The organism is Streptomyces sp. SudanB25_2051 (assembly GCF_964272635.1).
Classification (GTDB): domain Bacteria; phylum Actinomycetota; class Actinomycetes; order Streptomycetales; family Streptomycetaceae; genus Streptomyces.
Window position 1 is genome coordinate 6,111,680 of sequence record NZ_OZ186787.1, and the last position, 23,462, is coordinate 6,135,141.

23 protein-coding genes are annotated in these 23,462 nt (G+C 74.8%); 15 read left to right on the forward strand and 8 right to left on the reverse strand.

The genetic code is table 11. From position 1 onward, the window contains the following. Positions 1-249: 249 nt before the first annotated feature. Positions 250-1,431, forward strand: a complete 1,182-nt coding sequence (locus tag ACSUPT_RS26865) for a CapA family protein (RefSeq protein ID WP_436945870.1) — start codon at positions 250-252, stop codon at positions 1,429-1,431. Positions 1,432-1,538: 107 nt separating this feature from the next. Then, a complete protein-coding gene (locus ACSUPT_RS26870) occupies positions 1,539-2,423 on the forward strand; it encodes a polysaccharide deacetylase family protein (RefSeq protein ID WP_365729735.1) in 885 nt (294 codons plus the stop codon). Positions 2,424-2,538: 115 nt separating this feature from the next. Here ACSUPT_RS26870 and ACSUPT_RS26875 read toward each other — a convergent pair whose 3' ends face one another. Then, entirely contained in the window at positions 2,539-3,216 is a 678-nt protein-coding gene (locus tag ACSUPT_RS26875) for a class F sortase (RefSeq protein ID WP_351966221.1), read from the reverse strand. A 313-nt stretch (positions 3,217-3,529) separates the two neighbouring features. Between ACSUPT_RS26875 and ACSUPT_RS26880 the strand changes: the two genes are divergently transcribed. After that, positions 3,530-4,054 carry a hypothetical protein gene (locus ACSUPT_RS26880; protein ID WP_365730894.1) on the forward strand — a complete coding sequence of 175 codons (525 nt, stop codon included), beginning with the start codon at positions 3,530-3,532 and terminating at the stop codon, positions 4,052-4,054. 141 nt (positions 4,055-4,195) lie between these two features. Here the strand turns inward: ACSUPT_RS26880 and ACSUPT_RS26885 are convergent, their stop codons facing one another. The 3 genes from ACSUPT_RS26885 to ACSUPT_RS26895 form a co-directional block, all read right to left on the reverse strand. Further along, complete coding sequence (locus tag ACSUPT_RS26885) at positions 4,196-4,720, reverse strand: hypothetical protein (protein ID WP_436945872.1); 525 nt, start codon at positions 4,718-4,720, stop codon at positions 4,196-4,198. A 164-nt stretch (positions 4,721-4,884) separates the two neighbouring features. After that, positions 4,885-5,649: a hypothetical protein gene (locus ACSUPT_RS26890; protein WP_351966218.1), complete on the reverse strand. Its 765-nt coding sequence runs from the start codon at positions 5,647-5,649 to the stop codon at positions 4,885-4,887. Positions 5,650-5,667: 18 nt separating this feature from the next. Next, on the reverse strand, positions 5,668-5,793 hold the full coding sequence (locus tag ACSUPT_RS26895) for a hypothetical protein (RefSeq protein WP_361664180.1): 126 nt from the start codon (positions 5,791-5,793) through the stop codon (positions 5,668-5,670). A 118-nt stretch (positions 5,794-5,911) separates the two neighbouring features. On the opposite strand from ACSUPT_RS26895, the gene ACSUPT_RS26900 reads away from it, so the two are divergent. The 4 genes from ACSUPT_RS26900 (at position 5,912) to ACSUPT_RS26915 (ending at position 10,822) form a co-directional block, all read left to right on the forward strand. Then, positions 5,912-6,313 (forward strand): hypothetical protein, encoded by a 402-nt coding sequence (locus tag ACSUPT_RS26900; protein ID WP_436945874.1) that lies wholly within the window; start codon positions 5,912-5,914, stop codon positions 6,311-6,313. Positions 6,314-6,538: 225 nt separating this feature from the next. Beyond that, positions 6,539-7,588 carry an SCO0930 family lipoprotein gene (locus tag ACSUPT_RS26905; protein ID WP_361664188.1) on the forward strand — a complete coding sequence of 350 codons (1,050 nt, stop codon included), beginning with the start codon at positions 6,539-6,541 and terminating at the stop codon, positions 7,586-7,588. Positions 7,589-7,844: 256 nt separating this feature from the next. After that, positions 7,845-8,657 (forward strand): SAM-dependent methyltransferase, encoded by an 813-nt coding sequence (locus ACSUPT_RS26910; RefSeq protein WP_351966215.1) that lies wholly within the window; start codon positions 7,845-7,847, stop codon positions 8,655-8,657. Next, a complete protein-coding gene (locus ACSUPT_RS26915; RefSeq protein ID WP_351966214.1) occupies positions 8,654-10,822 on the forward strand; it encodes a putative bifunctional diguanylate cyclase/phosphodiesterase in 2,169 nt (722 codons plus the stop codon). Before ACSUPT_RS26910 ends, ACSUPT_RS26915 begins: the two co-directional genes overlap by 4 nt. 49 nt (positions 10,823-10,871) lie before the next feature. On the opposite strand, the gene ACSUPT_RS26920 is transcribed toward ACSUPT_RS26915, so the two are convergent. Both ACSUPT_RS26920 and ACSUPT_RS26925 read right to left on the reverse strand, forming a co-directional pair. Continuing rightward, positions 10,872-12,221: an APC family permease gene (locus ACSUPT_RS26920; RefSeq protein ID WP_436945875.1), complete on the reverse strand. Its 1,350-nt coding sequence runs from the start codon at positions 12,219-12,221 to the stop codon at positions 10,872-10,874. Between the two features lie 168 nt (positions 12,222-12,389). Beyond that, on the reverse strand, positions 12,390-12,950 hold the full coding sequence (locus ACSUPT_RS26925) for a VanZ family protein (protein WP_351966212.1): 561 nt from the start codon (positions 12,948-12,950) through the stop codon (positions 12,390-12,392). Between the two features lie 280 nt (positions 12,951-13,230). Between ACSUPT_RS26925 and ACSUPT_RS26930 the strand changes: the two genes are divergently transcribed. The 4 genes from ACSUPT_RS26930 (at position 13,231) to ACSUPT_RS26945 (ending at position 17,276) form a co-directional block, all read left to right on the forward strand. Next, a complete protein-coding gene (locus ACSUPT_RS26930) occupies positions 13,231-14,877 on the forward strand; it encodes a PP2C family protein-serine/threonine phosphatase (protein ID WP_436945877.1) in 1,647 nt (548 codons plus the stop codon). Then, positions 14,874-15,986 carry a cobalamin-dependent protein gene (locus ACSUPT_RS26935; protein WP_365730402.1) on the forward strand — a complete coding sequence of 371 codons (1,113 nt, stop codon included), beginning with the start codon at positions 14,874-14,876 and terminating at the stop codon, positions 15,984-15,986. The genes ACSUPT_RS26930 and ACSUPT_RS26935 overlap by 4 nt, the downstream gene beginning before the upstream one ends. Next, the gene (locus tag ACSUPT_RS26940) at positions 15,983-16,396 is read left to right on the forward strand and encodes an STAS domain-containing protein (protein WP_436945880.1); all 414 of its coding nucleotides are present in this window, start codon (positions 15,983-15,985) and stop codon (positions 16,394-16,396) included. The genes ACSUPT_RS26935 and ACSUPT_RS26940 overlap by 4 nt, the downstream gene beginning before the upstream one ends. Before the next feature lie 379 nt (positions 16,397-16,775). Continuing rightward, a complete protein-coding gene (locus tag ACSUPT_RS26945; RefSeq protein WP_436945881.1) occupies positions 16,776-17,276 on the forward strand; it encodes an ATP-binding protein in 501 nt (166 codons plus the stop codon). On the opposite strand, the gene ACSUPT_RS26950 is transcribed toward ACSUPT_RS26945, so the two are convergent. Further along, entirely contained in the window at positions 17,273-18,160 is an 888-nt protein-coding gene (locus ACSUPT_RS26950) for a LysR family transcriptional regulator (protein ID WP_351966207.1), read from the reverse strand. The genes ACSUPT_RS26945 and ACSUPT_RS26950 overlap by 4 nt on opposite strands. Before the next feature lie 97 nt (positions 18,161-18,257). Between ACSUPT_RS26950 and ACSUPT_RS26955 the strand changes: the two genes are divergently transcribed. From ACSUPT_RS26955 to ACSUPT_RS26965, 3 genes are read left to right on the forward strand one after another with little or no spacing between them, the layout of a single operon-like run. Then, positions 18,258-18,989 carry a succinate dehydrogenase cytochrome b subunit gene (locus ACSUPT_RS26955; protein ID WP_351966206.1) on the forward strand — a complete coding sequence of 244 codons (732 nt, stop codon included), beginning with the start codon at positions 18,258-18,260 and terminating at the stop codon, positions 18,987-18,989. Between the two features lies 1 nt (position 18,990). Next, positions 18,991-20,940: a fumarate reductase/succinate dehydrogenase flavoprotein subunit gene (locus tag ACSUPT_RS26960; RefSeq protein WP_436945882.1), complete on the forward strand. Its 1,950-nt coding sequence runs from the start codon at positions 18,991-18,993 to the stop codon at positions 20,938-20,940. Beyond that, positions 20,937-21,683, forward strand: a complete 747-nt coding sequence (locus ACSUPT_RS26965) for a succinate dehydrogenase/fumarate reductase iron-sulfur subunit (RefSeq protein WP_351966204.1) — start codon at positions 20,937-20,939, stop codon at positions 21,681-21,683. Before ACSUPT_RS26960 ends, ACSUPT_RS26965 begins: the two co-directional genes overlap by 4 nt. A gap of 75 nt (positions 21,684-21,758) precedes the next feature. On the opposite strand, the gene ACSUPT_RS26970 is transcribed toward ACSUPT_RS26965, so the two are convergent. Next, positions 21,759-22,883 (reverse strand): LLM class flavin-dependent oxidoreductase, encoded by a 1,125-nt coding sequence (locus ACSUPT_RS26970; RefSeq protein WP_436945883.1) that lies wholly within the window; start codon positions 22,881-22,883, stop codon positions 21,759-21,761. A gap of 47 nt (positions 22,884-22,930) precedes the next feature. Between ACSUPT_RS26970 and ACSUPT_RS26975 the strand changes: the two genes are divergently transcribed. Beyond that, positions 22,931-23,419, forward strand: coding sequence for an LNS2 domain-containing protein (locus ACSUPT_RS26975; RefSeq protein ID WP_351966202.1), 489 nt, complete (start codon positions 22,931-22,933; stop codon positions 23,417-23,419). Positions 23,420-23,462 lie beyond the last annotated feature (43 nt).

Genomic DNA, 23,462 nt, shown 5'->3' on the forward strand with positions numbered 1-23,462 from the left:
TTCCCGCGGCTCCAGGACCCACGAGCGGTATCCGAACGCATCCGGGCCCGTCCGGACAGCCGACGCACCGAGGTGTGCGGCGAGCGGTCGCACCGAGCGGCGAATGGTGCGCCGAACGGTCGCCGCGCGGACATGACGCCAATTCAGCGAATTTATCGTATTTGTCATATTCAGTGATTGACTGAGGTCGATGTCCGCTGTGCATTCGGGAGGGTCCCCTCCACTCGTCCCGACCCCCAGGAGCCCCCCATGCCCCGCCGGACGGCCCTCGCCGCCACCGCCCTGCTCGCCGCCACCACCGCAGCCGCCTGCACGGCCACGCCCCGGTCCGCCGCCCCCGCGCCCCAGGCCGCCACCGGAGGCGGGACCGCGCCCGCCGGACCGCCCGCCCCGCGGCCGTTCACGCTGGCCGCCACCGGGGACGTCCTCCCGCACGCCTCGGTCATCCGGGCGGCCCGCGCCGACGCGCACGGCACCGGATACGACTTCCGCCCCATGCTCGCCGGCGTCGCCCCCGTCATCTCCGCCGCCGACCTGGCCATCTGCCACATGGAGACCGTCTACGGCCGGGACGGCGGGCCCTTCACCGGCTACCCCTCCTTCAAGTCGCCGCCGCAGGTCGCCGACGCCCTGCGCGCCACCGGCTACGACTCCTGCTCCACCGCCTCCAACCACACCCTGGACGCCGGCCCCGAGGGCATCCGCCGCACCCTCGACCACCTCGACCGCGTCGGCATCAGGCACGCGGGCTCCGCCCGCACCGCCGACGAGGCCAACACCCCGGTCCTGCTGGAGGCCGGCGGCGCCCGCGTCGCCCACCTCGCCTACACCTACGGCACCAACGGCATCCCCGTCCCCGAGGACCGGCCCTGGTCGGTCAACCTCATCGACGAGAGCCGCATCCTCAGCGACGCGCGGGCCGCCCGCGAGGCCGGAGCCGACGTGGTCGTCGTCAGCCTCCACTGGGGCACCGAGTGGCAGACCGCCCCCGACCGGCAGCAGCTCGGACTCGGCCGCTCCCTCACCGCCTCCACCACGGCGGGACGCCCCGACATCGACCTCATCCTCGGCACCCACGCCCACGTCCCCCAGGCGTACGAGAAGGTCAACGGCACCTGGATCGTCTACGGCATGGGCGACCAGATCGCCGGGGCCATGGTGAACCACTCCGGCGCCCACGACCCGCGCGGCAACGAGGGCACCATCGGCCGCTTCACCTTCGCCCCGCCCCGCACCCCCGGCGACCGCTGGCAGGTCACCCGCGCCGAGTTCATCCCCCAGTGGTTCGACACGGAGGCCAACCGCGTCATCGACCTGAACGCCGCCGTCACCTCCGGCGACACCGCCCTCGCCCCCGTACGGGAGCGCATCACCGGCGTCGTCCTCAGCCGGGGCGCGGCCGCCCAGGGCCTCGTCCGCGCCACTCCGTAGAACCGGGGCGGCCCGGCCCCGCGGCCGCTCGGCCGGGCGGGTGCTTTCGCCCCGCGCGCCCGGTGTCGCACACCTCATCCACCCGTCGCCCGTGCGGAGCATTGGTCATGAAAAAAGACCAGATGCCTTCCGGGCGGCGGATGGTGCTGCGCATCGCCGCCGCGCTCGGGGCCACCACCACCATCGGTCTGTTCAGCCTCGACCGGGCCGTCGCGCCCGGCACCACCAACGCCGCGCCGCCCGCACGCCCCTCCCCGCCGCGCGCACCCCGCCCGGCGGCCCCCGCGGCAGGCCCCGGCGCGGGCGCGGCCGGGCGGCCGATGGCCCCCTCCTCCTACCGGCTCCAGCCCATGACCTCCTACGCCCCGCCCCGCTTCCGGCGCGCCCTGCCGCCCGTGCGGCAGCGGCCGTTCCTCCGGGTGTCCGGCACGGGCAACACGATGGTCCTCAGCTTCGACGACGGGCCCGACCCGCGCTACACCCCGGCGATCCTCGCCACCCTGCGCGACTACGGGGTGCGGGCCATGTTCTTCGTCTGCGGCGAGATGGCCGTCCACCACCCGGACCTGCTGCGGGAGATGGCCGACGACGGGCACGTGGTGGGCAACCACTCCTGGTCCCACCCGCTCATCCCGAAGCTCCCGCCGTCCCGCATCCGCGCCGAACTGGGCTCGACCAGCGACGTGATCGAGCGGACGCTCGGCTCCGCCCCCCTGTGGTACCGCGCCCCGTACGGCGCCTGGAACCGCCTCTCCTTCGAGATCGGCGCCGAACTCGGCATGGAACCGCTCGCCTGGACCGTCGACACCCTCGACTGGCAGGAGCCCGGCACGGCCACCATCGTCGACCGCGTGCTGACCGGCGCGGGACCCGGCGTCGTCGTGCTCTCCCACGACGCGGGTGGCGACCGCTCGCAGACCGTGCGCGCCCTGCGCACCTATCTGCCCCGGCTGATCGACGAGGGATACCACCTCACCGTGCCCCGCCGGTGACACCGGCCCACGGGGCTCCCGCACGGCCGCCCGGCGCCCCGGCGCCGCGCGGCCGACGGCACCGGGGCCCCCGCCCTGCGCGGCGGGGGCCCCGGTGCGCTCCGGTCGGCGGGCGTCAGCGGGTGGCGACCAGCCGGGCGAAGACCACCACGTTGCCGTCGTAGCCCCCGGCGCGCGAGTAGTCGCCGCCGCAGGTGATGACCCGCAGCTCGGGGTGGCCGGTGTCCCCGTAGACGCGTACGCCGGGGAAGTCGTCCTTCTCGTACACCTCGACGCCGTACACCTGGAACACCGCCACCCGCCCGTCGTACCGGGTCACCTCCACCTTCGCGCCCGGCTTGAGCGTGCCCAGCGCGTAGAAGACGGCGGGCCCCGAGTCGTTGTCGACGTGCCCGACGATCACGGACGTCCCCGACTGGCCCGGCGAGATGCCGTTCTGGTACCAGCCCGCCAGGTTCGGGTCCTGCGGCGGGGGAGCGCTGATCCAGCCCTCGCTGTCCAGGCCCACGTCGATGACCGGCGCGTCCACCTTCAGCGACTCGATCCGCACCCGGGACGCCGGCGCGTACGACAGCGGGCGCAGCCCGGCCGACGGCTTGGGCGCGGCGACCCTGCGCCCTTGCTCCGCCGAGACCGCTCCGACCGGCTGGGGCGGCCCGGACGGCGCGTCCATCCCGTTGCGCATCATGGCCAGTCCGGTGAGCATGACGAGCGCCAGCGCGCCCCACGGCCGGCGTCCTCTGATCACGTCCCAGGCACTGCGGTCCCCGACGCCGGTGCGCTCCAGGCCCATGGTTCTCCCTTCGTGGCCTCCTTCCGGCACGGTAAGCGCGGACCCCGGACCCGGCGATCACAGAGCGGCGAACGGGTGGCGGCGCGGCAGACGGGTGAGGGCCCATCCGGGTCATCCGTGAAAACGGCCTGACACTCCGTGACCTGCGGGTCCGTCAGATTCGCCCGCTCCGGGCCGGGCGTGTCGCCTCACCGGGGTGGCGCACCGCCGGAATGCGACTATCCGGATATCCGGTGAGGGTTCGTCATGGAAGGCGCATCCGTCGATTTCCCGGAGCACCGCTTTGGGGGCGTCTTCCGCTGGAGGTTCAACGATGCGTGCTTCACGCGCCCTCGCGGTGGCCGCCACCGCCTGCGCGGTGATCGGATTCACGGCGCCGATCGCCGCCGCCACCGACCGCGACAACGACACGGGCATCGGCGGCAACGGTGGCCACGGTCCGACGAACGTCACGGTCTCCCCGACCCACGTGCACCAGGGCGGCGCCCTGGCGGTGAGCGTCACGGGCTGCTCCCGCGGCGGCGTCGTGACGTCCAACGCGTTCCCGAAGACGGCCCTGTCGGTCAACCCCTCGGGCAACTCGGCCGCCGATCCCCGGATCTACGACCACGCCACCCCCGGCCGCTACAACCTCGCGGTCAGGTGCACCGGCAGCTCGCGGGTCGCCACCGCCTCGTTCACGGTCATCCGCGGGCACGGCACGGACGGCGGCCTGGGCGGCTCCATGGCGCCCAGCTCCACCGAGATGACCATCGGCGCGTCCATGGTGGGGGCCGCGGCCCTGGGCGGCGCCGTGTTCGTCAGCCGCCGTCGCCGTCTGAGCGGCGGAAAGGCCTGACCGGCCGAACCTCCCGGTCGGCCGACTACGCCCGTCGCCCCGAGTCCCCGCAGGGACCCGGGGCGACGGGCGTACGCCTGGCTCTCCTCTTCCCGGACGCGTTCTGGACACGTTCCCGGACGCGTTTCGGACGCGGCCGGTTCAGTGGCGGCGGCTCGCGGCCCTGCGGCGGACCACGAACACCGTGCCCGCGGCCGCCGCTGCGACCAGCGCCCCGCCCGCGGCGAGCTCACCGGCGTCCCAGGTGCCGACGCTGCCGCCGAGGCCGCCCCGGACACCCGAGGGCGCGGTGGTCACGACGGTGGCCGTCCGGGTCACGGTCGGCACGGAGGTGGAACTGGTCGTCGCCGACGCGATGGTCAGCCGGGCCGTACCGGGGGAGCCCCCGGCGCAGGTGAAGGACACCGTGTAGACCGCGCCCCGCCGGGCGTCCCAGTCGACGGTGGCCAGGGCCGAACCGCCCGCCGGGATGGTCACGGTGTCGAAGATGCCCGACGACGCCATCGCCGTGCCGGGGCAGCCGGGCGCGGACAGCGTCACACGGCCGCCCGGATTGACGGTCGAGGGGGAGACGACGAACGGGTCCACCGCGACCGCGGGGGGAGCGGTGAGGGCGAGAGCCGCCGCTCCGAGCAGAGCGGCGGAAGCGGCACCTATCGCACGCATGGAATGAGTCCTCCGGTCCCGAGGGGCAGTGCGGAAACGGCTTCCGCTGAAGCTGTGACATGACCCTCTATGTCCGGAACGCTAGAAGCGCACTACCACACCCGCGACCCCGGACGGGCGAATGGGGCATTCACTCACCCGCCCGGCCCACATCCGTGTCCCGCTCAGTCGCCGAGATGCGGGAAATGGTGCAGGAACGGCTCCGTCGTGGCCGACACGCCCCGGCCGAACGGCGCGTCGATCGCCCAGATCAGGAACAGCAGGAACGCGATGAGCGCGCTGTACAGCCCCGCCAGCAGCAGCTCACGGAACGTCCGCCGGATCTGCAGCGCGAAGATCAGCCCCACCGCGACCAGCGCCCCGGTGATGAGCCCGAACCACACCACGCCCGGCATCGTCTCGCCCGCCGTGTCCGCCCGCTGGCTGCGCGCGTCGTCCGCCGCCGCCACCTGGTCGACCAGCGGCTGGTACGCCTCCGCCTCGTGCGGGTCGGCCGGCCGGTAGGAGGCGACCGTGCGCCGCACCTGGAGCAGCAGCTCGTCGCCCCGCGCGGTGACCTCGCCCTCCTCGGCCATGGCCTCCCACTCCGGCCCCACCACGTGCCGGACGTAGGTGTCCACGTCCGCGGCGATCCGCTGCCGCACCTGGGCCGGCCACACCTCGGAGCGGGCCACCACCTCGTGCAGCGCCTGCGCCTCCTGGCGGACGCTCTCCTGCGCGGCGCCGCGGCCCTCCCAGACGCCCGCGATGGCCAGGCCCAGGACGATCGCGTAGACCACGCCGATCATCATCGTCATGTACTCCATGACGTCCGGCGTCTCGGTCGGGTCGTCGTCCTCGCCGACGCGGCGGTTGTTGATGACGGCGATGGTGAGGACGACCGCGCACGCGGCGGCCATCGCCAGGGTGAGAACAAGCCATTCCGACATGGGGAGTGCCTCTCGGGTTCAGCGGGAGCGGGGGCGCAGGACGGCCGCGGCGAACACGGCCGGCGCGGTGAGCAGGAGCATCAGCGACACCATCGACGGACCGCTGTCCGCCTTCTGCCGCCGCACGCCCCGGTAGCCGTGCACCGGCGGCGGCTGCTGCCCGGGAACCGCCGACGGCCACGGCCCCGACTGCCACGGCCCCGGTGGCACGGGCGCGGGCGGCAGCGGAAGGCCGGGCGGCGCCGGGGCCGGAGCGGGCGGCGTGGTCGGCACGGGCACCGACGGGCCGGGGCTCACGGACGGTAAGGGCGGCGCGGGGGCGGGGGACGGCGGGGGCGGGGTGGGACCCGGCGGGGAACCGGTGGGCGGCCGGGTCGGCGCGGGTGTCGCGCTGGGCGCCGGGGGCACCGGAGGGGAGGGGCTCGGTGCGGGGGTCGGCGGAGGCGTCGAGGGGACGGTGGGCGAGGGAACGGGCGAGGGGGTGCAGCGTGAGCCGCCCACGACGACCACCGCGCCCGCTCCGGGGCCGGTCGTCGCGTGGGCGCAGCTGTGCGCCGCGGCCGGCGCCGAGAGTGCGGGGGTGAGCACGAGCGGGCACACGAGCGCCGCGCTCGCCAACGCCCGTGCGGCCAGGGGTCCGTACACGCCGAGGAACATGATCTGATCAACGACGGCCCGCCCCGCACCGCGCGCCCATTCCCCCGATGGTGGAGGCGCCCGAACACCCGTCCCCAAACCGGCGGGAGTGGTGTCCCCGCACCACCGCGGGCGGGGAACTCGCCCGACTTTCCCGGCCCGTTGAACGCTCCCCGCCCCCCGGCCCGTACCTAGGGCCATGACACGGCGCACCGCGGGCGCCACGAGGAACGGCAAGACGACGGGAGTCGAGATGAGGAACCGGCGCAACACCGCGCTCGCGGCCACTGCGGTGGCGGCCCTGATGACGCTGACCGCCTGCGGACAGGAGCAGGGCGACCGCATCGGCGGCCAGAGCGTGGGAGCCGCCGCCCCCGCCGGCGCCCCGGGCCAGGGCGGTTACGGCAACGGCGGCGAATACGGCTACGGCTCCGGCACCGGGGCGTCCGCCGGGGCGGCCCCCACGTCGGCCGCCGGGCAGCTCGGCGTGTGGAAGGGCAGCGAGTTCGGCGACGTGCTGATGGACGCCGAGGGCCGTACGCTCTACCGCTTCGACAAGGACACGCCCAACCCGCCGAAGTCCGCCTGCGAGGGCGACTGCGCCAGGACCTGGCCCGTCGTCACCGCCGACGGCGCGAAGGCCCCCGAAGGGGTCGACCCCGAGCTCCTGGGCGTCCTCACCCGCCCCGACGGCACCAAGCAGCTCACCGTGGACGGCTGGCCGATGTACCGGTACGCGAAGGACACCAAAACCGGCGAGGCCAAGGGGCAGGGCGTCGGCGGCACCTGGTTCGCGGCGGCCCCCGACGGCAAGAAGGCCCAGCCGGGCAAGGCGTCGGGGGAACCCGTCCCGGCGGGCTCCGGCTCCGGCTCCGGCGCGCGGGACGGCGGCGAGGAGACCGGCGAGGAGGCCGGGGGCTCCGGGGCGCAGCCCGCCGACCGCGCCGGGCTGTCCGTCGCCGACGACCCCGAGCTCGGCGAGATCGTGGTGGACGCCCGAGGCAGGACCGTCTACCGCTTCACCAAGGACTCCGCCTGGCCCATGAGGACCGCATGCACCGGTGACTGCCTCAAGAAGTGGCCCGTCGTCGAGCCCGTCGCCAAGAACGACACCGAGGGCATCACCACCAAGGGCTATGTGACCTTCAAGCGGCCCGACGGCAAGGAGCAGCAGACCATCGACTGCTGGCCCCTCTACACCTTCGCCGGCGACAAGAAGCCCGGCGACACCAACGGTCAGGGCGTGGGCGGCACCTGGTACGCCGTCTCGCCCGACGGAAAGCTGGTCGGAGCGCCCAAGTAGAGTCCCCCACGCGCGACTCCGGCCGGGGCGGCGGCCCGCCGTGTCCCTCCCCTCGGGGGACCGGCGGGCCGTACGTCCGCGTGCGCGTCGGCACCCGCCCGCACGCGTGCCCGGGCACGCACGTGCCCGTGGCCTGTGACGAAGAACGGACCGCTTTTTTCCGTTTCCCCTCGCCCTCCCGGCGGGCGATCAGTAGCCTCGGCTCGAACACCGGCCCGCTTCAGGGCCGAACACCGTGGCGACTGTTGGAGATTCGATGGACCGTCCCGCCTGGGCCCCGCCGGGCATCGACCTGTCGGTGCCGAGCGTGTCCCGCATCTACGACTACTACCTGGGCGGCTCCCACAACTTCGAGGTCGACCGCGAAGCGGCGCGCAGGGCCATGGAGTTCCTGCCGGGTCTCCCCAAGATCATGCAGGCGAACCGGGCGTTCATGCGCCGCGCCGTCCGCCACGCCGTCGCCGAGGGCGTCACCCAGTTCCTCGACATCGGCTCCGGCATACCGACGTTCGGCAACGTCCACGAGGTCGCCCAGCAGGCCGATCCCGCGGCGCGCGTCGTGTACGTCGACCACGACCCGGTCGCCGTCGCCCACAGCAAGGCCGTACTGGAGGGCAACGACCGCGCCGACATCGCCGCCGCGGACCTCCGCAAGCCCCAGGACATCCTGCGCAGCCCCGAGGTCGCCCGCCTCCTCGACCTGGACCGGCCCGTGGCGCTGCTCCTCGTCGCCGTCCTGCACTTCCTGGAGGACGCCGACCGGCCCTACGAGGCGGTCGCCGAGCTGCGCGACGCCCTCGCGCCGGGCAGCCTCATCGTCGTCACCCACGCCTCGTTCGACGGCATCCCCGTCCCGCAGGAGCAGGCGGGCGGCACGGTCGGCGTCTACCGCGACATCCGCAGCCCGCTGGTGATGCGCTCCCGCGAGGAGGTCGCCCGCTTCTTCGACGGCTGCGAGCTGGTCGAACCCGGCCTCGTGTCGATGCCCCACTGGCGGCCCGACACCCCGCCCGAGCAGGAGGACCCCTACGCCTTCTCGGGCTTCGCCGGGGTGGGGCGCAAGGGGTGAGCACGCCGGCGCAGGCGTCGGATTCCCGCGTGGAACCCGACGGCCTGGAGGACAGACTCCAGCGGTTCGCGACCATATGGAGCCGGGCCATCTTCCCGGTCACCGCCACGTCGATGACCCGCACCGAGTTCGAACAGCACCTGCTGCCGCTCGCCCGGACGCTCAGCGCCGCCCTGCGGGCCCGGCCCTTCGACGTGACGCCCGCACAGGAGGTGGGCGCGGCCCTGATCGCCGCGCACTGCACCGACCCGGACGTCCTGAGCCGCACGCTCAGCGTCGTCGAGTCGTACCTGGTGCTCTACTGCGGCACCGGCGCGGACACGCCCGCCGACGATCTGCGGGCCCGCTGCGCCCGGCTCCAGCACGCCTTGGCCGCCGGGTTCGCGCGGGCGCTGCGCGAGCGGACCCTCAGCGAGCAGGAGGCCATCGCCCGCTCCGCGCTCGCCGCCCGCGCCTTCGCCGAGCAGGCCCTCCACGCCACGGAGGCACGGTTCCGCGCCGTCTTCGAGGACGCCGCCATCGGCATCGGCATCGCGGACCTGGAGGGCAACGTCCTCGACGTCAACGGCGCCCTCACCCGCATGTTCGGCGGACTGGAGCAGATCGTCCGCGGCCGCAAGGTCACCGAGTGGGTGCACCCCGAGGACGCCCCGCACGTGTGGAAGCTGTACGGGGAGCTGGTGCGCGGCGAACGGGAGCACTTCCGCGTCGAGAAGCCCTTCTACCGCTCCGACGGCACCGTCCTGTGGACCAATCTGACGGTCTCCCTGCTGCGCGACCCGGAGGGCCGCCCCCAGTACCAGCTCGCCCTCATGGAGGACACCACCGAGCGGCGGCTGCTCAATCTGCGGCTGCGCTACGAGGCCACGCACGACGCGCTGACCGGGCTGCCCAACCGCAGCCTGTTCTCCGAACGCCTGGAGAAGGCCCTCGCGGCGGGCGAGGAGACCCGCTTCGGCCTGTGCTACCTCGACCTGGACGGCTTCAAGGCCATCAACGACAGCCTGGGCCACGCCGCGGGGGACCGGCTGCTGGTCGAGGTCGCCGACCGGCTGCAGTCCTGCGCCACCGCACCCGGCGAGATGGTCGCCCGGCTCGGCGGCGACGAGTTCGTCGCGCTGACCACCGGACCCGACGTCACGGACCGGGACACCGAGGAGCTGGCCGGCCGCATCCTCGCCGCCCTGTCCACCCCGATCAGCCTGGACGGGCGCGAGATCACCGTACGGGGCAGCATCGGCATCGTGGAGGGCCGCGCCGGCGAGCGCGGCCCCGCGGACGTGCTGCGCAGCGCGGACATCACCATGTACCGGGCCAAGTCGGCGGGGGGCAACCGCTTCGAGCGGGCCGACGCGGAGGCCGACGCCCGCGCCATCACCCGGCACGGCCTGACGACCGCCCTGCCCACCGCCCTGGACCGGGGCGAGTTCTTCATCGAGTACCAGCCGCTCGTCCACCTCGGCGACGGCACCGTGCACGGCGCGGAGGCCCTGGTGCGCTGGTGCCACCCGCAGCACGGGGTGCTCGGCCCCGACCGGTTCATCCCGCTCGCCGAGCACACCGGCCTCATCGTGCCGCTGGGCCGCTGGGTGCTGGAGGAGGCCGTACGGCAGGCCAGGTTCTGGAAGCACCGCCACGCCGACGGCGGGCCCCTGCGCATCAACGTGAACCTGTCGCCCACCCAGCTCCACCATCCGGGCCTGGTCGGCGACATCACCGACGTCCTGGACCGCTCGGGCCTCGCGCCGGGCGCCCTGTGCCTGGAGGTCACCGAGTCCGCCCTGATAGGCGCCGACGAGGACCTGCTCAAGCCGCTGCGGCAGCTCGCCGAGATGGGCGTCGACATCGCCCTGGACGACTTCGGCACGGGCTACTCGAACCTCGCCAATCTGCGCCGCCTCCCGGTGAGCGTCCTCAAACTCGACCGCTCCTTCACCCGCGGGATGCAGCAGCACCCGGCGGACCCGGTGGACATGAAGATCGTGGAGGGCATCGTCTCCCTGGCCCACAGCCTCGAACTGGCCGTCACCGTCGAGGGCGTGGAGACCGCGGCGCAGGCCGAGCAGCTGCGCGCCCTGGGCTGCGACACGGCCCAGGGCTGGTACTACGCCCGCCCCGGAGCCCCGGACCGCATCCACGCCCTGCTGCTCGCCGACGCCGTCTAGCCGGCGACGCCCCGGAGCGGGCGGGTCCGTCCGCCCCGCCGGCCGCGGCCTAACCGCCGGCGACCCGGCCGGGCTCGGCGCGCCCGCGCTCCGCCCGCCGCGCGGCCAGCCTGCGCCGTACGCCCGCGGCGGCGCCCAGCAGCAGCCCCGCCCCGACGACGGCCAGCCCGCGCAGCCACACCCCGGGCTCGACGCGGGTGGCGAGCAGCACACAGGAGGCGGCGCCGAGCACGGGCAGCACGGTCGGCGCCCGGAAGTGACCCGGTTCGCCCGGATCGCGGCGCAGGACGAGCACCGCCGTGTTGACCATGAGGAAGACCACGAGGAGCAGCAGCACCAGGGTGGACGCGAGCGCGGCCACGCCGCTGGTGAGGGCGAGGAGCACCGCGAGGCCCGTGGTGGTGCCGATCGCGGCCCACGGAGTGCGGCGCTCGGGCAGCACCGCGGTCAGGAACCGGGGCAGCAGGCCGTCGCGGGCCATCCCGTACGCGAGGCGCGAGGACATGATGCCGGTGAGCAGCGCCCCGTTCGCGACGGCGACCAGGGCGATGGCGCCGAAGAGGCGCTCCGGCACGCCGCCCGCGGCCCGCACCACCTCCAGCAGCGGCCCGCTGGACGAGGCGAGGGTGCCGGTCGGGACGGCGGCGGACGCCGCCAGGCCCACCAGGACGTACACGGCCCCGGCGGTGAGGAGCGCGCCGAACAGGGCGCGCGGATACGAGCGGCGGGGGTCCCGGGTCTCCTCGGCGACGTTCACGGAGGTCTCGAAGCCGACGAAGGAGTAGTAGGCCAGCACCGCCCCGGTCAGGACGGCGGCCGCAGCGCCGTGCTCGGCCGTCCCGAGCCGGGTGAGCCGGGCGGGGTCGCCGTCGCCGCGCAGCAGGATCCACGCGCCGAGCACGACGACGACGGCGAGACCGGCCACCTCGACCAGGGTCGCGGCCACGTTCGCGCGGGTGGACTCGCGGATGCCCCGCGCGTTGAGCAGCGCCAGCGCCACCAGGAAGAGCACGGCGACCGGGCCGACCGGCAGGGTGACGAAGACGGACAGGTAGTCGCCGGCGAAGCCCCGCGCGAGCGCGGCGACGGAGACGACCCCGGCGGCGAGCATGCAGAACCCCGCGAGGAACCCGGCGAACGGGCCGTAGGCGAGGGTCGCGTAGTGCGCCGCCCCGCCCGCGCGCGGGTACTTCGTCGCCAGTTCGGCGTACGAGGCGGCCGTCAGCAGGGCCAGGGCGAGCGCGACGGTCAGCGGCACCCACACGGCGCCGCCCGCGTCGGCGGCGATCTGGCCGATGAGGACGTACACGCCCGCGCCCAGAACGTCCCCGAGGATGAAGAAGTAGAGCAGACGGGTGGTCAGGGCACGCCGCAGCGGGGCGTCTTGGGAGGTGGCCATGCACCTCCCTCTTCCCCGCGCGCCGCCGCGACACGCGCGGCTGTCGGATCGTGCCGGTACGGGCCGCACCGGGGCGGGTGCCGGGCGCGGCGCGGCGCGGCGCGGCCGGGCGGCGGTGCGAACACGGCCGGGCGGCCCCGCCGGTGCCGGTGCCTGTGGCTGTGCCGCTCAGGGGGCGCGCCGGGTGAACCGGTGCCACCAGTGGCGCCGCCGGGGGTGGACGGCCCGGCCCAGCCTGCGCCCGAGGAGGAGGTACCCCAGCAGGGCGCCCGCGCTGTTGAGGATCACGTCGTCGACGTCGAAGGCACGCCCGGTGATCAGCGCCCCCTGCACCAGCTCCACCAGCGTCATCACGGCGGCGGTCGCGACGACGACCCGCAGCAGGCCGCGGGCGCGCGGCGCCAGCACGGGCAGCAGCAGCCCGAACGGCACGCCCAGGGCGATGTTGCCGCCCAGCTGCTTCACCGTGTCGCGGAACGCGGGGCGGGAGAGGTAGTCGCGGATGGAGTCACCGGGGCGCAGATTGGTGTGCGTCAGCCGCTCGGACGCGGCCGACGGCTCCAGCGTCAGCCGCGCCAGGATCACCGCGAAGCCCACCATCACCACGAACGCCACCAGCATGAGCGCGACGCGCGCGCCCCGCGACCACCGCGCGGCGTCGAGCGGTGCGTCCCGTTCCGCGTCCTTCCCCGACCGCCCGGACGATTCCCTCCACCGCGTCCACACCATGCCGCCCCTCCCGGACCGATCCGCCTCCACGGCGGCGGCTACCCCGGCGCCGGGGCGGCACACGCCCGCGCCGGCCCTACCCCGCCGCGACGCGGCGCCACGCGGGGCGCGAGGGCACCCCGGGGGACGGACGCCCGCGCGCGGCCGGCCGGCCCGGTCCCTCGGGTCGAAGTGGGGTCCGGCGGGTACGAGGTTGATGTGCCGACCCGTCTGAGGGATGGTGGGGGAACCGTGTCTTCCAGTGGAAGGTGATCGGGTCCGCGGAAGCGGGCCCGGGGATATGACGAGTTGCGAAGGCCCCCCGCGCCCGGCGCAGGGCCTGATGACGTCCGTGGGCGCCTCCTGGATGGCGGCGCCCTACCCCGCGCTGGTCGTGGACGCCTCCGGTGCCGTCGTGGAGGCGAACGCGCGGGCCACCGCCCTGTTCCCGCGCGCGGTGCGCGGGGCGCCACTGGCCGAGGTGGCGCCCGGCTGGCTCGTGGAGGGCCACCGGCGGGCCGGCTCGGGCGCGGCGGAGCCGGTGCGCGGGAGCCACGGCCCGTCGACGCTCGAGGCCCATCCGACGCCCGGCGAGCACGGCGAGACCGTGTGGTGGCTGGTCGACGACACCGCCCGGTCGCTCGCCGAGACGGCACTGCGCGACGAGCAGCGGCGCACCGCGTTCCTGGCCGACGCCTCGACCCGTCTGCTGGCCTCCCTCAACACCGAGCGGTGCATGGAGGTGACGGTGCGTCTGGCGGCCGAGCACCTGGCCGACGCCGCGGTCCTGGTGGCCCCCGCGTCGGGCCGGCGCCACCCGCTGGCGGTGGCCGTCGACGGCACGGTGACCCACGCCACGGCGCGGGTCGACCCGTCGGCCGTGCCCGGCCTCGCCGAGGCGCTGCGGGGCTTCCCCCCGGTGCCGTCCCGCTGGATCGACCCCGCGGCGCTGCCCGACTGGGTGGTGCCGGAAGCCCTGGCCGGGCGAGTCGGGTCGGTGGCGGTCACCCCGCTGCCCGGGCACGGCGTCCCGGCCGGCGCGCTGATCCTGCTGCGGCGCGGCGGCCAGGCCGCGTTCGACGCGTCCGAGGAGGTCTTCGCGCGGGTCTTCGCCGCGCGGGCCGGCATAGCGCTGTCCGCCGCCCGGCTGTACATGGAGCAGAGCCGGATCACGGCCACGCTCATGGCCGAGCTGCTGCCCCCGGCCCTGCGGCAGGTGCACGGCGTGGAGTTCGCCGGCGGCTACCGCGCCTCCAAGGACACCGAGCGCGTCGGCGGCGACTTCTACGACGTGCACCCCGGCAGCGGTCCGGGCGACGAGACCCTGGCGGTGCTGGGGGACGTGTGCGGCAAGGGCCTGGAGGCCGCGGTGCTGACCGGCAAGATCCGCAACACCCTGCAGGCGCTGCTGCCGATGGCCGACGACCACGGGCAGCTGCTGCGGCTCCTCAACGGCGCCCTCCTCAACGGCCACCACACCCGTTTCGCCACCCTCGTCCTCGCCTCGGTGCGGCGGTGCGGCGGCGTCACCCACCTGCGGCTGACCAGCGCGGGCCACCCCGCGCCGCTGATCGTCCGTCAGGACGGCTCCGTGGAGGAGGCGCCCACGGCCGGCACCCTGGTCGGCGCGCTGCCCGACATCAGGTCCACCACCGCGCACGCCGACCTCCAGCCCGGCGAGACCTGCCTGCTCTACACCGACGGCCTGACCGAGGCGAAGGGCGGTCCGCTCGGCGACGTGATGTGGGGCGAGGACCGGCTGCGGGCCGCGCTGGCGGAGTGCGCCGACATGCCGGCCGAGGCCGTCGTCGAGCACGTCAAGATGGCCAACGCCACGTGGATCGGCGACCACCGGCAGGACGACATCGCCCTCATGGCGATCACCGCGCCCCGTACGACGCATCTGACGGCGGTGGACGGCCACACACGGGGCAGGTACACCGCATGAGTGAGACGACGATCGCCGTCGCGTCGGACGGAACCCTGCTGGCCCGGACACGCGACGCACTGTGGCGGGCCGCCGTGCGGGACCACGACGAGGACGCCGCCGCGCGGGCGCTGTTCGCCGCCCTCGACGAGGGCGCCGCCGCGGAGGACCTCCTGCTGGACGTCATCGGCGCCGTGCAGCGCTCCGTCGGCGACGCGTGGGCGGCGGGCCGCCTCACCGTCGCCCAGGAGCACGCCGCGACCGCCATCCACGAGCGGGTCATCGCCGCCATGGCCCACCGCGCCCCGCCACCGCCGTCCCGCTCCGTCGGGACGGTGACCGTGGCCTGCGTGGACGGCGAGTGGCACGCCCTGCCGGCGCGGCTCATGGCCGAGGTACTGCGCCACCGCGGCCACCGGGTCGACTTCCTCGGCGCGCACGTGCCCGCCCCGCACCTGATCGCCCACCTGCACCGGACCGCCCCCGCCGCGCTGGCGCTCTCCTCGTCGCTGCCCACGCGCCTCCCGGCCGCCCACATGGCGATCACCGCCGCGCAGGCCGTCGGCATCCCCGTCCTGGCCGGCGGGGCCGCCTTCGGCGCGGACGGCCGCCACGCCCGGCTGCTGGGCGCCGACGCCTGGGCCCCCGACGCCCGCGGCGCCGCGGACGTCCTCGACCTCGGCCTGGCGGTCCCCGCGCCCGGCGCCGCCCGGCTGACCGTGGACGACCTGCCGCACCTGGACGACCAGGAGTACACCCTGGTCCTGCGTGACCGGCGCGACCTGGTGCGCGAGACCCTGCGGGGACTCGAGGAACGGCTGCCGGCGGTACGCGCCTACACCGACGCCCAGCGCGAGCGCACCGCCGAGGACCTCGCCCACATCGTGGACTTCCTCGGCGCCGCGCTCTACACCGACGACGACCGGCTGTTCACGGACTTCCTCGTCTGGACCGGCGACGTCCTGGAAGCGCGCGGCGTCCCCGCCGGTGTCGTCGACCCCGCCCTCGTCCTCCTGCGGGAACAGCTGAAAGACTTCCCCCGCGCCCTGGCCCTCCTCGCGCGGGGCCGCGCCGCGCTCCTGGCGCGAGCGTCCCGTCCCCCCGTCCCCGGCCCCGCCTCTCACCTATGACTGCCGACCGAAACGACGCCTTCGACCTGGTGACGACCCTGGACCGCTCCGGTGTCGCCCGCATCCGCCTCGCCGGCGAGCTCGACTGGGAGACCGCCGACGACCTCACCGCCGCCGCGCGCTCCTGCCTGAGCGCCGATCCGCCGCCCCGCCGGCTCCATCTGGACTGCGCCGGGCTGACCCTGTGCGACTCGCTGGGCCTCGCCGCCCTGCTCATGATCCGCCGCAAGGCGGACGAGAAGGGCACCCGGCTCCACCTGGACAACCGGCCCGTGCTGCTCGACCGCATCCTGGAACTGACCTGCACCGATCACCTCTTCTCCGATACGGGGGAGGCGGACGGCCAGGTGCCCGGCGCGGCGGAGCAGGCCGCCGGTACGCGGCCCGTTCCGCCGCCGCAGAATCCGTAGGGAGCGCGGGACACGGAGCGGTCCCGCGAGCGCCCCCCGCGCTCAGGCCCCCGCTCCCGGCGCTCGGGCCCCACCCCCCGCGCTCAGGCCCGCGTCCCCGGCGGTAGCCCGGCTGACCCTCGCTACCGCCGGACCGGCGGCGTCCCGTCCCGGCTCCTGGGGCCGCCTCGTCCCGCGTCCCGCCCGCGGAGCACGCGGCGGCGCGGGAGAATGGCGGCATGAGCGACGCAGCCCCGGCGGCGACGCGCGCCCCGACGCCACCACCGCCCGTACCGCGAGCCGACGGCGGACGCCCGCCGCCGCGCGGCACCGGCCATGGAGCGGCCGCGCGGCAGCCGTGCGGGGCGAGGACCGTCACCCGTGCGCCGCAGGAGGGACCATGACGGCCGCCGAGCACACTGCCGACCGGCCGCAGACCGCCGTCGCGGCCGCCCGCGCCCGGGTGCGCCGCCTCCTCGGCACCCGCGAGGACGATGCGGTCCCCGCAGGCGTGGCGGACGACATCCTCCTCGTGGTGACCGAACTGGTCACCAACGCCGCGCGGCACGGCGGCGGCGTCACCGGCTTCCACGCCGAGCTGGACGGGGACGATCTCGTCGTCAGCGTCGCCGACGCCTCTCCCGCGCTCCCGCACACCCGGCCGCGCGACGACCCCGCCGCCTCCGGGGGATTCGGCTGGCCGCTCGTCCTGAGGCTCAGCAGCCGGGTCACGGTGGCACCCGCGCCGGGCGGGAAGACGGTGACGGCCGTCCTCCCCCTGCGGGGGACACCGGGTGAGCCGGAGAGCCACCCCCCGCCACCCGGCCGGACCGAGGCGGGGGACGGCGGCGGCCTCGACCTGGTGTTCCCGCACCACGAGAACGAGATCGCCCCCTCCTAGCCGCCCACCGTCGAGCGCAGCAGCACCCGTTGCAGTTCGCGGGCCGCGCGCGGCGGCGCCACGTCGCTGCGGTGCGCCAGCGCGATGGTCCGCCGCAGCCCCGGCGGGGCGAGCGCCGTGACCCGCACGTCCCGCCCCGCCCGCGCCGCGACCATGCTCGGCACCACCGCCACGCCCAGACCGGCCCGTACGAAGCCCAGCACGGCGTCCATCTCGCCGCCCTCCACCGTGAACGACGGCTCGAAGCCCTCCGCCCGGCACGCCGCGACGGTCAGCTCCCGCAGGTCGTACCCGTGCCGGAACATCACCATCGGCCTCCCTTGCAGGTCCGCGATCCGCACCGGCCGGCGCGGCGCCGGGTCGGCGGCGGACGACACGACGACCAGGTCCTCCTGGAGCAGCTCCACCGTCGTCAGCGCGGGCGACTGCGACGGCAGCGGCAGCACCACCAGGGCCAGGTCCAGCGCCCCGCGCGCGAGACCCCGCACGAGGTCGTGCGAACCGCCCTCCTCGATGAACAGCCTGATCCCCGGGTACAGGTCGTGGAAGGCCCGCAGCACCTCGGGCAGCAGCCCCGTGCACAGGCTCGGCGTCGCGCCCAGCCGCACCCGCCCGCGCCGCAGCTGCGCCAGCTCCTGCACCTCCTGCCGGGCCGTGTCCGCGTCGGCCAGGATGCGCCGGGCCAGCGGCAGCAGCGCCTCGCCCGCGTCGGTCAGGGCGATGTTGCCGCGCGCCCGGCTGAACAGCTCCGCGCCCAGCTCCTTCTCCAGCGCCCGGATCTGCTGCGACAGCGAGGGCTGCGAGACATGGACCCGCTCGGCGGCGCGGGTGAAGTGCCGCGTCTCCGCGACGGCCACGAAGTACACGAGCTGCTGGAACTGCATACGGCCAGCATAAGCGGGAACGATAGGCGGCGCCTATCAAGATCAGCCCGGCCATGTCTTGGACCACTGGGGCCGTCCGGCCCTACCGTCGGGAGACATGGCTCTGGCATCGCGGACGCACCCCTCGGGGACGGAGCGGAAACCCTCCCCCTCGCGCCCTCCCCGGCGCACCTTCCTCGGATCGACCGTCGGCAAGAAGGCCGTCATGGCCGTCAGCGGCCTGATCCTCCTCGGCTATCTCATCGCCCATGTCATGGGGAACCTGAAGGTCTTCTTCGGCCCCGACGAGTTCAACGCGTACGGCCACTGGCTGCGCACCATGGGCGCCCCGGTCCTCCACCACGGCTGGGCCCTGTGGATCGTCCGGGTCGTGCTGCTCGCCGCCGTCGTCGCGCACGGCGTGTCGGCGTACCAGCTGACCCGGCTCGACCGCAGGGCGCGGCCCGTCCGGTACGTCCACAAGCGGCGCCGGGCGAGCTACGCCACCCGCACCATGCGCTGGGGCGGCGTGATCATCGCGCTGTTCGTCGTGTGGCACCTGCTCGACCTGACGACCCTCACCGTCAACGAGAACGCCCAGCCGGGCCACCCGTACGAGAACGTCGTGGCGACCTTCTCCACCTGGTACGGCAACGTCATCTACCTCGTCGCCATGCTCGCCGTCGGCCTGCACATCCGGCACGGCTTCTGGAGCGCCGCGCAGACCCTCGGCGCGGGCAGCGCCCGCCGCGACCGCGCCCTCAAGGCCGTCGCGAACACGCTCGCCCTGGTCCTCACGGCGGGCTTCGTCGCCGTGCCCGTCGCCGTCATGACCGGAGTCGTCAGCTGACATGAGCGCCTACACCGCCTACACGACCGGCGAGCCCATCGCCGACACCAAGGCCCCGAAGGGCCCCATCGCCGAGCGCTGGGACACCCGCCGCTTCGAGGCGAAACTCGTCAACCCGGCCAACCGCCGCAAGCACACCGTCATCGTCGTCGGCACCGGCCTCGCGGGCGGCTCGGCCGGCGCCACCCTCGCCGAACAGGGCTACCGCGTCGTCCAGTTCTGCTACCAGGACTCACCGCGCCGCGCCCACTCCATCGCCGCGCAGGGCGGCATCAACGCCGCGAAGAACTACCGCAACGACGGCGACTCGGTCCACCGCCTCTTCTACGACACCGTCAAGGGCGGCGACTTCCGCGCCCGCGAGTCGAACGTCCACCGCCTGGCGCAGATCTCCGTCCAGATCATCGACCAGTGCGTCGCCCAGGGCGTCCCCTTCGCCCGCGAGTACGGCGGCCTCCTCGACACCCGCTCCTTCGGCGGCGTCCAGGTCTCCCGCACCTTCTACGCCCGCGGCCAGACGGGCCAGCAGCTGCTCCTCGGCGCGTACCAGGCGCTGTCCCGGCAGATCGCCGCGGGCAACGTCGAGATGCACCCGCGCACCGAGATGCTCGACCTGATCGTGGTCGACGGGCGGGCGCGCGGCATCGTCGCCCGCGACCTGGTCACCGGCGAGATCAGCACCCACTTCGCGGACGCGGTGGTCCTGGCGACCGGCGGCTACGGCAACGTCTTCTACCTGTCGACCAACGCCATGAACTCCAACGCGACCGCGATCTGGCGGGCCCACCGCCGCGGCGCGTACTTCGCCAACCCCTGCTTCACCCAGATCCACCCCACCTGCATCCCGCGCACCGGCGACCACCAGTCGAAGCTGACGCTGATGAGCGAGTCGCTCCGCAACGACGGCCGCATCTGGGTCCCGAAGGCGAAGGGCGACACCCGCCCGCCCCACGAGATCCCCGAGGACGAGCGGGACTACTACCTGGAGCGGATCTACCCGTCGTTCGGCAACCTGGTGCCCCGCGACATCGCCTCGCGCGCCGCGAAGAACGTCTGCGACGAGGGCAGGGGAGTGGGCCCCGGCGGCCAGGGCGTCTACCTGGACTTCGCCGACGCCATCCGCCGCATGGGCCGGAAGAAGGTCGAGGAGAAGTACGGCAACCTCTTCGACATGTACGAGCGGATCGCCGCCGAGAACCCGTACGAGGTCCCCATGCGGATCTATCCGGCCGTGCACTACACGATGGGCGGGCTGTGGGTCGACTACGACCTCCAGACCACCGTGCCGGGCCTCTTCGCGATCGGCGAGGCGAACTTCTCCGACCACGGGGCCAACCGGCTCGGCGCCTCCGCGCTGATGCAGGGGCTCGCCGACGGCTACTTCGTCCTGCCGTCCACCATCAACGACTACCTGGCCCGCAACCCCCACCGGGACGGCGTCGACGACACCCACCCGGCCGCCGTCGCCGCCGTACGGGAGACCAGGGACCGGCTGGAGAGGCTGCTGGCCGTCGACGGCGACCGCACCCCGGACTCCTTCCACCGGGAGCTCGGCGAACTGATGTGGGACCACTGCGGCATGGCCCGCTCCGAGAAGGGCCTGCGCGAGGCCCTCGAACGCATCCCGCGGATCCGCGAGGAGTTCTGGCGGCGCGTCAGGGTGCCCGGCGGCGGCGAGGAGCTGAACCAGTCGCTGGAGAAGGCCAACCGGATCGTCGACTACCTGGAGCTCGCCGAGCTGATGTGCCTGGACGCCCTGCACCGCACCGAGTCCTGCGGCGGCCACTTCCGCGAGGAGTCCCAGACCCCGGACGGCGAGGCCGCCCGCAAGGACGAGGAGTTCTCGTACGCCGCCGCCTGGGAGTTCTCCGGAACCGGCAGCGCGCCCGTCCTCCACAAGGAGGACCTCGTCTTCGAGTACGTCCACCCCACCCAGCGGAGCTACGCATGAGGCTCACCCTGCGCGTCTGGCGCCAGAAGAACGCCGACACCCCCGGCGCCATGGCCACGTACGAGGTCGACGGCATCTCCCCGGACATGTCCTTCCTGGAGATGCTCGACACCCTCAACGAGGAGCTGATCCTGCGCGGCGAGGAGCCCGTCGCCTTCGACCACGACTGCCGCGAGGGCATCTGCGGGGCGTGCAGCCTCGTCATCAACGGCGACGCCCACGGCCCCGAGCGCACCACCACCTGCCAGCTCCACATGCGGTCCTTCGAGGACGGCGACACCATCGACGTCGAGCCGTGGCGGGCGGCGGCCTTCCCGGTGGTGAAGGACCTCGTCGTGGACCGGTCGGCGTTCGACCGGATCATCCAGGCCGGCGGCTACATCAGCGCGCCCACCGGCTCCGCCCCCGAGGCGCACGCCACGCCCGTGCCCAAGGCCGACGCCGACTACGCCTTCGAGCACGCCGAGTGCATCGGCTGCGGGGCCTGCGTCGCGGCCTGCCCCAACGGCTCGGCCATGCTGTTCACCTCGGCGAAGGTCAACCACCTGAACGTGCTGCCGCAGGGCGCCCCCGAGCGGGAGAGCCGGGTGCTGGACATGGTGGCGCGGATGGACGAGGAGGGCTTCGGCGGCTGCACCCTGACCGGCGAATGCGCCACGGCCTGCCCCAAGGGCATTCCGCTGCCGTCCATCTCCGCCATGAACCGCGAGTGGCTGCGCGCCAACCGCCGCCGCGCCCGCTGACCTCGCGCGCGGGCGGGGCCACGGGGGCGCGGGCCCGCCGGCGGGCCGGGGCGGCGGAGCCCCGGCCCGGCCCCGTCACCCCGCCGCCCCGCCGACCGTGGCGCCGTGCCGGACCGGGGCGGCGCGCCCGTCCGTGGCTCCGTGCCCGTCCGTGGTTCCGTGCTCGGGCCGCGCCGGTGCGGGCGGGCGCAGGCCGGCCAGGCGGGCGAGGCGCCGGTAGGAGTCGCGCAGCGCCGCGCGGTCGTACGTGCTCGTCGTCACCAGCAGCTCGTCCGCGCCGGTCTCCGCCGCGACCCGCTCCAGCGCGGCGCGCACCCGCGCCTCCGTGCCATGGACGTGGCCGCGCAGCCCCGCCTCGAAGTACTCCCGCTGCCGCGCCGTCATCGCACGGTCCGCCACCGCCCCGGCCGGGGGCAGCGGCGGGAACGTGCCGTGCGTCCGCGCGTACGCCATCGACCAGGACTCCGGCACCAGCAGCCGCGCCGCCTCCTCGTCCGTGCCGGCCACCGCGACCGTCCCCGCCACCACCACGTACGGCTCGGCGGCCCACACGGACGGGCGGAACCCGGAGCGGTACCGGTCGATCGCCTCCAGCACCTTCGCCCGGCCGCTCAGGTCGCCGATCACCAGCGGCAGTCCGGCCGCCGCCGCGATCCCCGCCCCCGCGCCGGTCGCCAGCACGAACGGCGGCACGCGCAGCCCCTCCGACGGCAGCGCCCGCACCCCCGGGTGCGTGCCCTGTGTGCCCCGGAACCAGCCCAGCAGCTCGTCCAGCCGCTCGGCGAAGTCCTCGGCGTCCTCCTTGCCGTGTCCCAGCGCCCGCCGCACGCCGTCGGTGAACCCCACCGAGCGGCCCACACCCATGTCGATCCGGCCCGGGTACAGCGCCTCCAGCACTCCGAACTGCTCAGCGACCACCAGCGGCCGGTGGTTGGGCAGCATCACCCCGCCGGTCCCCACCCGGATGGACGAGGTCGCCCCGGCGACGGCCGCCGCCAGCACCGTGGGCGCCGACCCGGCGACCCCGGGCACCCCGTGGTGCTCGGACACCCAGAACCGGTGGAAGCCCCACGCCTCCGCGTCCCGCGCCAGATCCACCGTGTCGCGCAGGGCCCCGGCGGCGTCACCGCCCTCGCGGATCCGGGAGCGGTCGAGCACGGACAGGCGCAGCGGCAGCGGGGCGACGGCAGAAGGACTCACACCCGGTACAACGCCTCCCGCCCCGCCGGATTCCCTACGCTGACGACGTGACGAGCAACAGCAGACCCCTGGCCGTGTTCGACCTGGACAACACCCTCTCCGACGCGCGGCACCGGCAGCACTTCCTGGAGCGGACCCCGCGCGACTGGGACGCGTTCTTCGACGCCGCCCCGCAGGACCCGCCGCTGCCGCCCGGCGTCGCCCTCTGCCTGGAGGCGGCGCGGCAGTGTGAGATCCGCTACCTGACCGGGCGCCCCGAGCGCTGCCGGCAGGACAGCCTCGACTGGCTCGCCGAGCACGGCCTGCCCGAGGGGCGCCTCCACATGCGCCGCGACGACGACCGGCGGCCCGCCCGGCTCACCAAGATGGAGGTGCTGCGCCGGATCAGCCGGAACCGCGAGGTGCGCATGCTGGTCGACGACGACGCACTCGTGTGCGAGGCCGCGGAGAAGGCCGGCTTCCGCGTCGTACGCGCCGACTGGGCGCTCGGCTCGCCCGCCCTGCACCAGGCGCAGGAGAAGGAGGGCCGCACCTGACCGCGCTCCCGGCGCGCGGACCGGCGGCCTCGCGGCGCCTCCG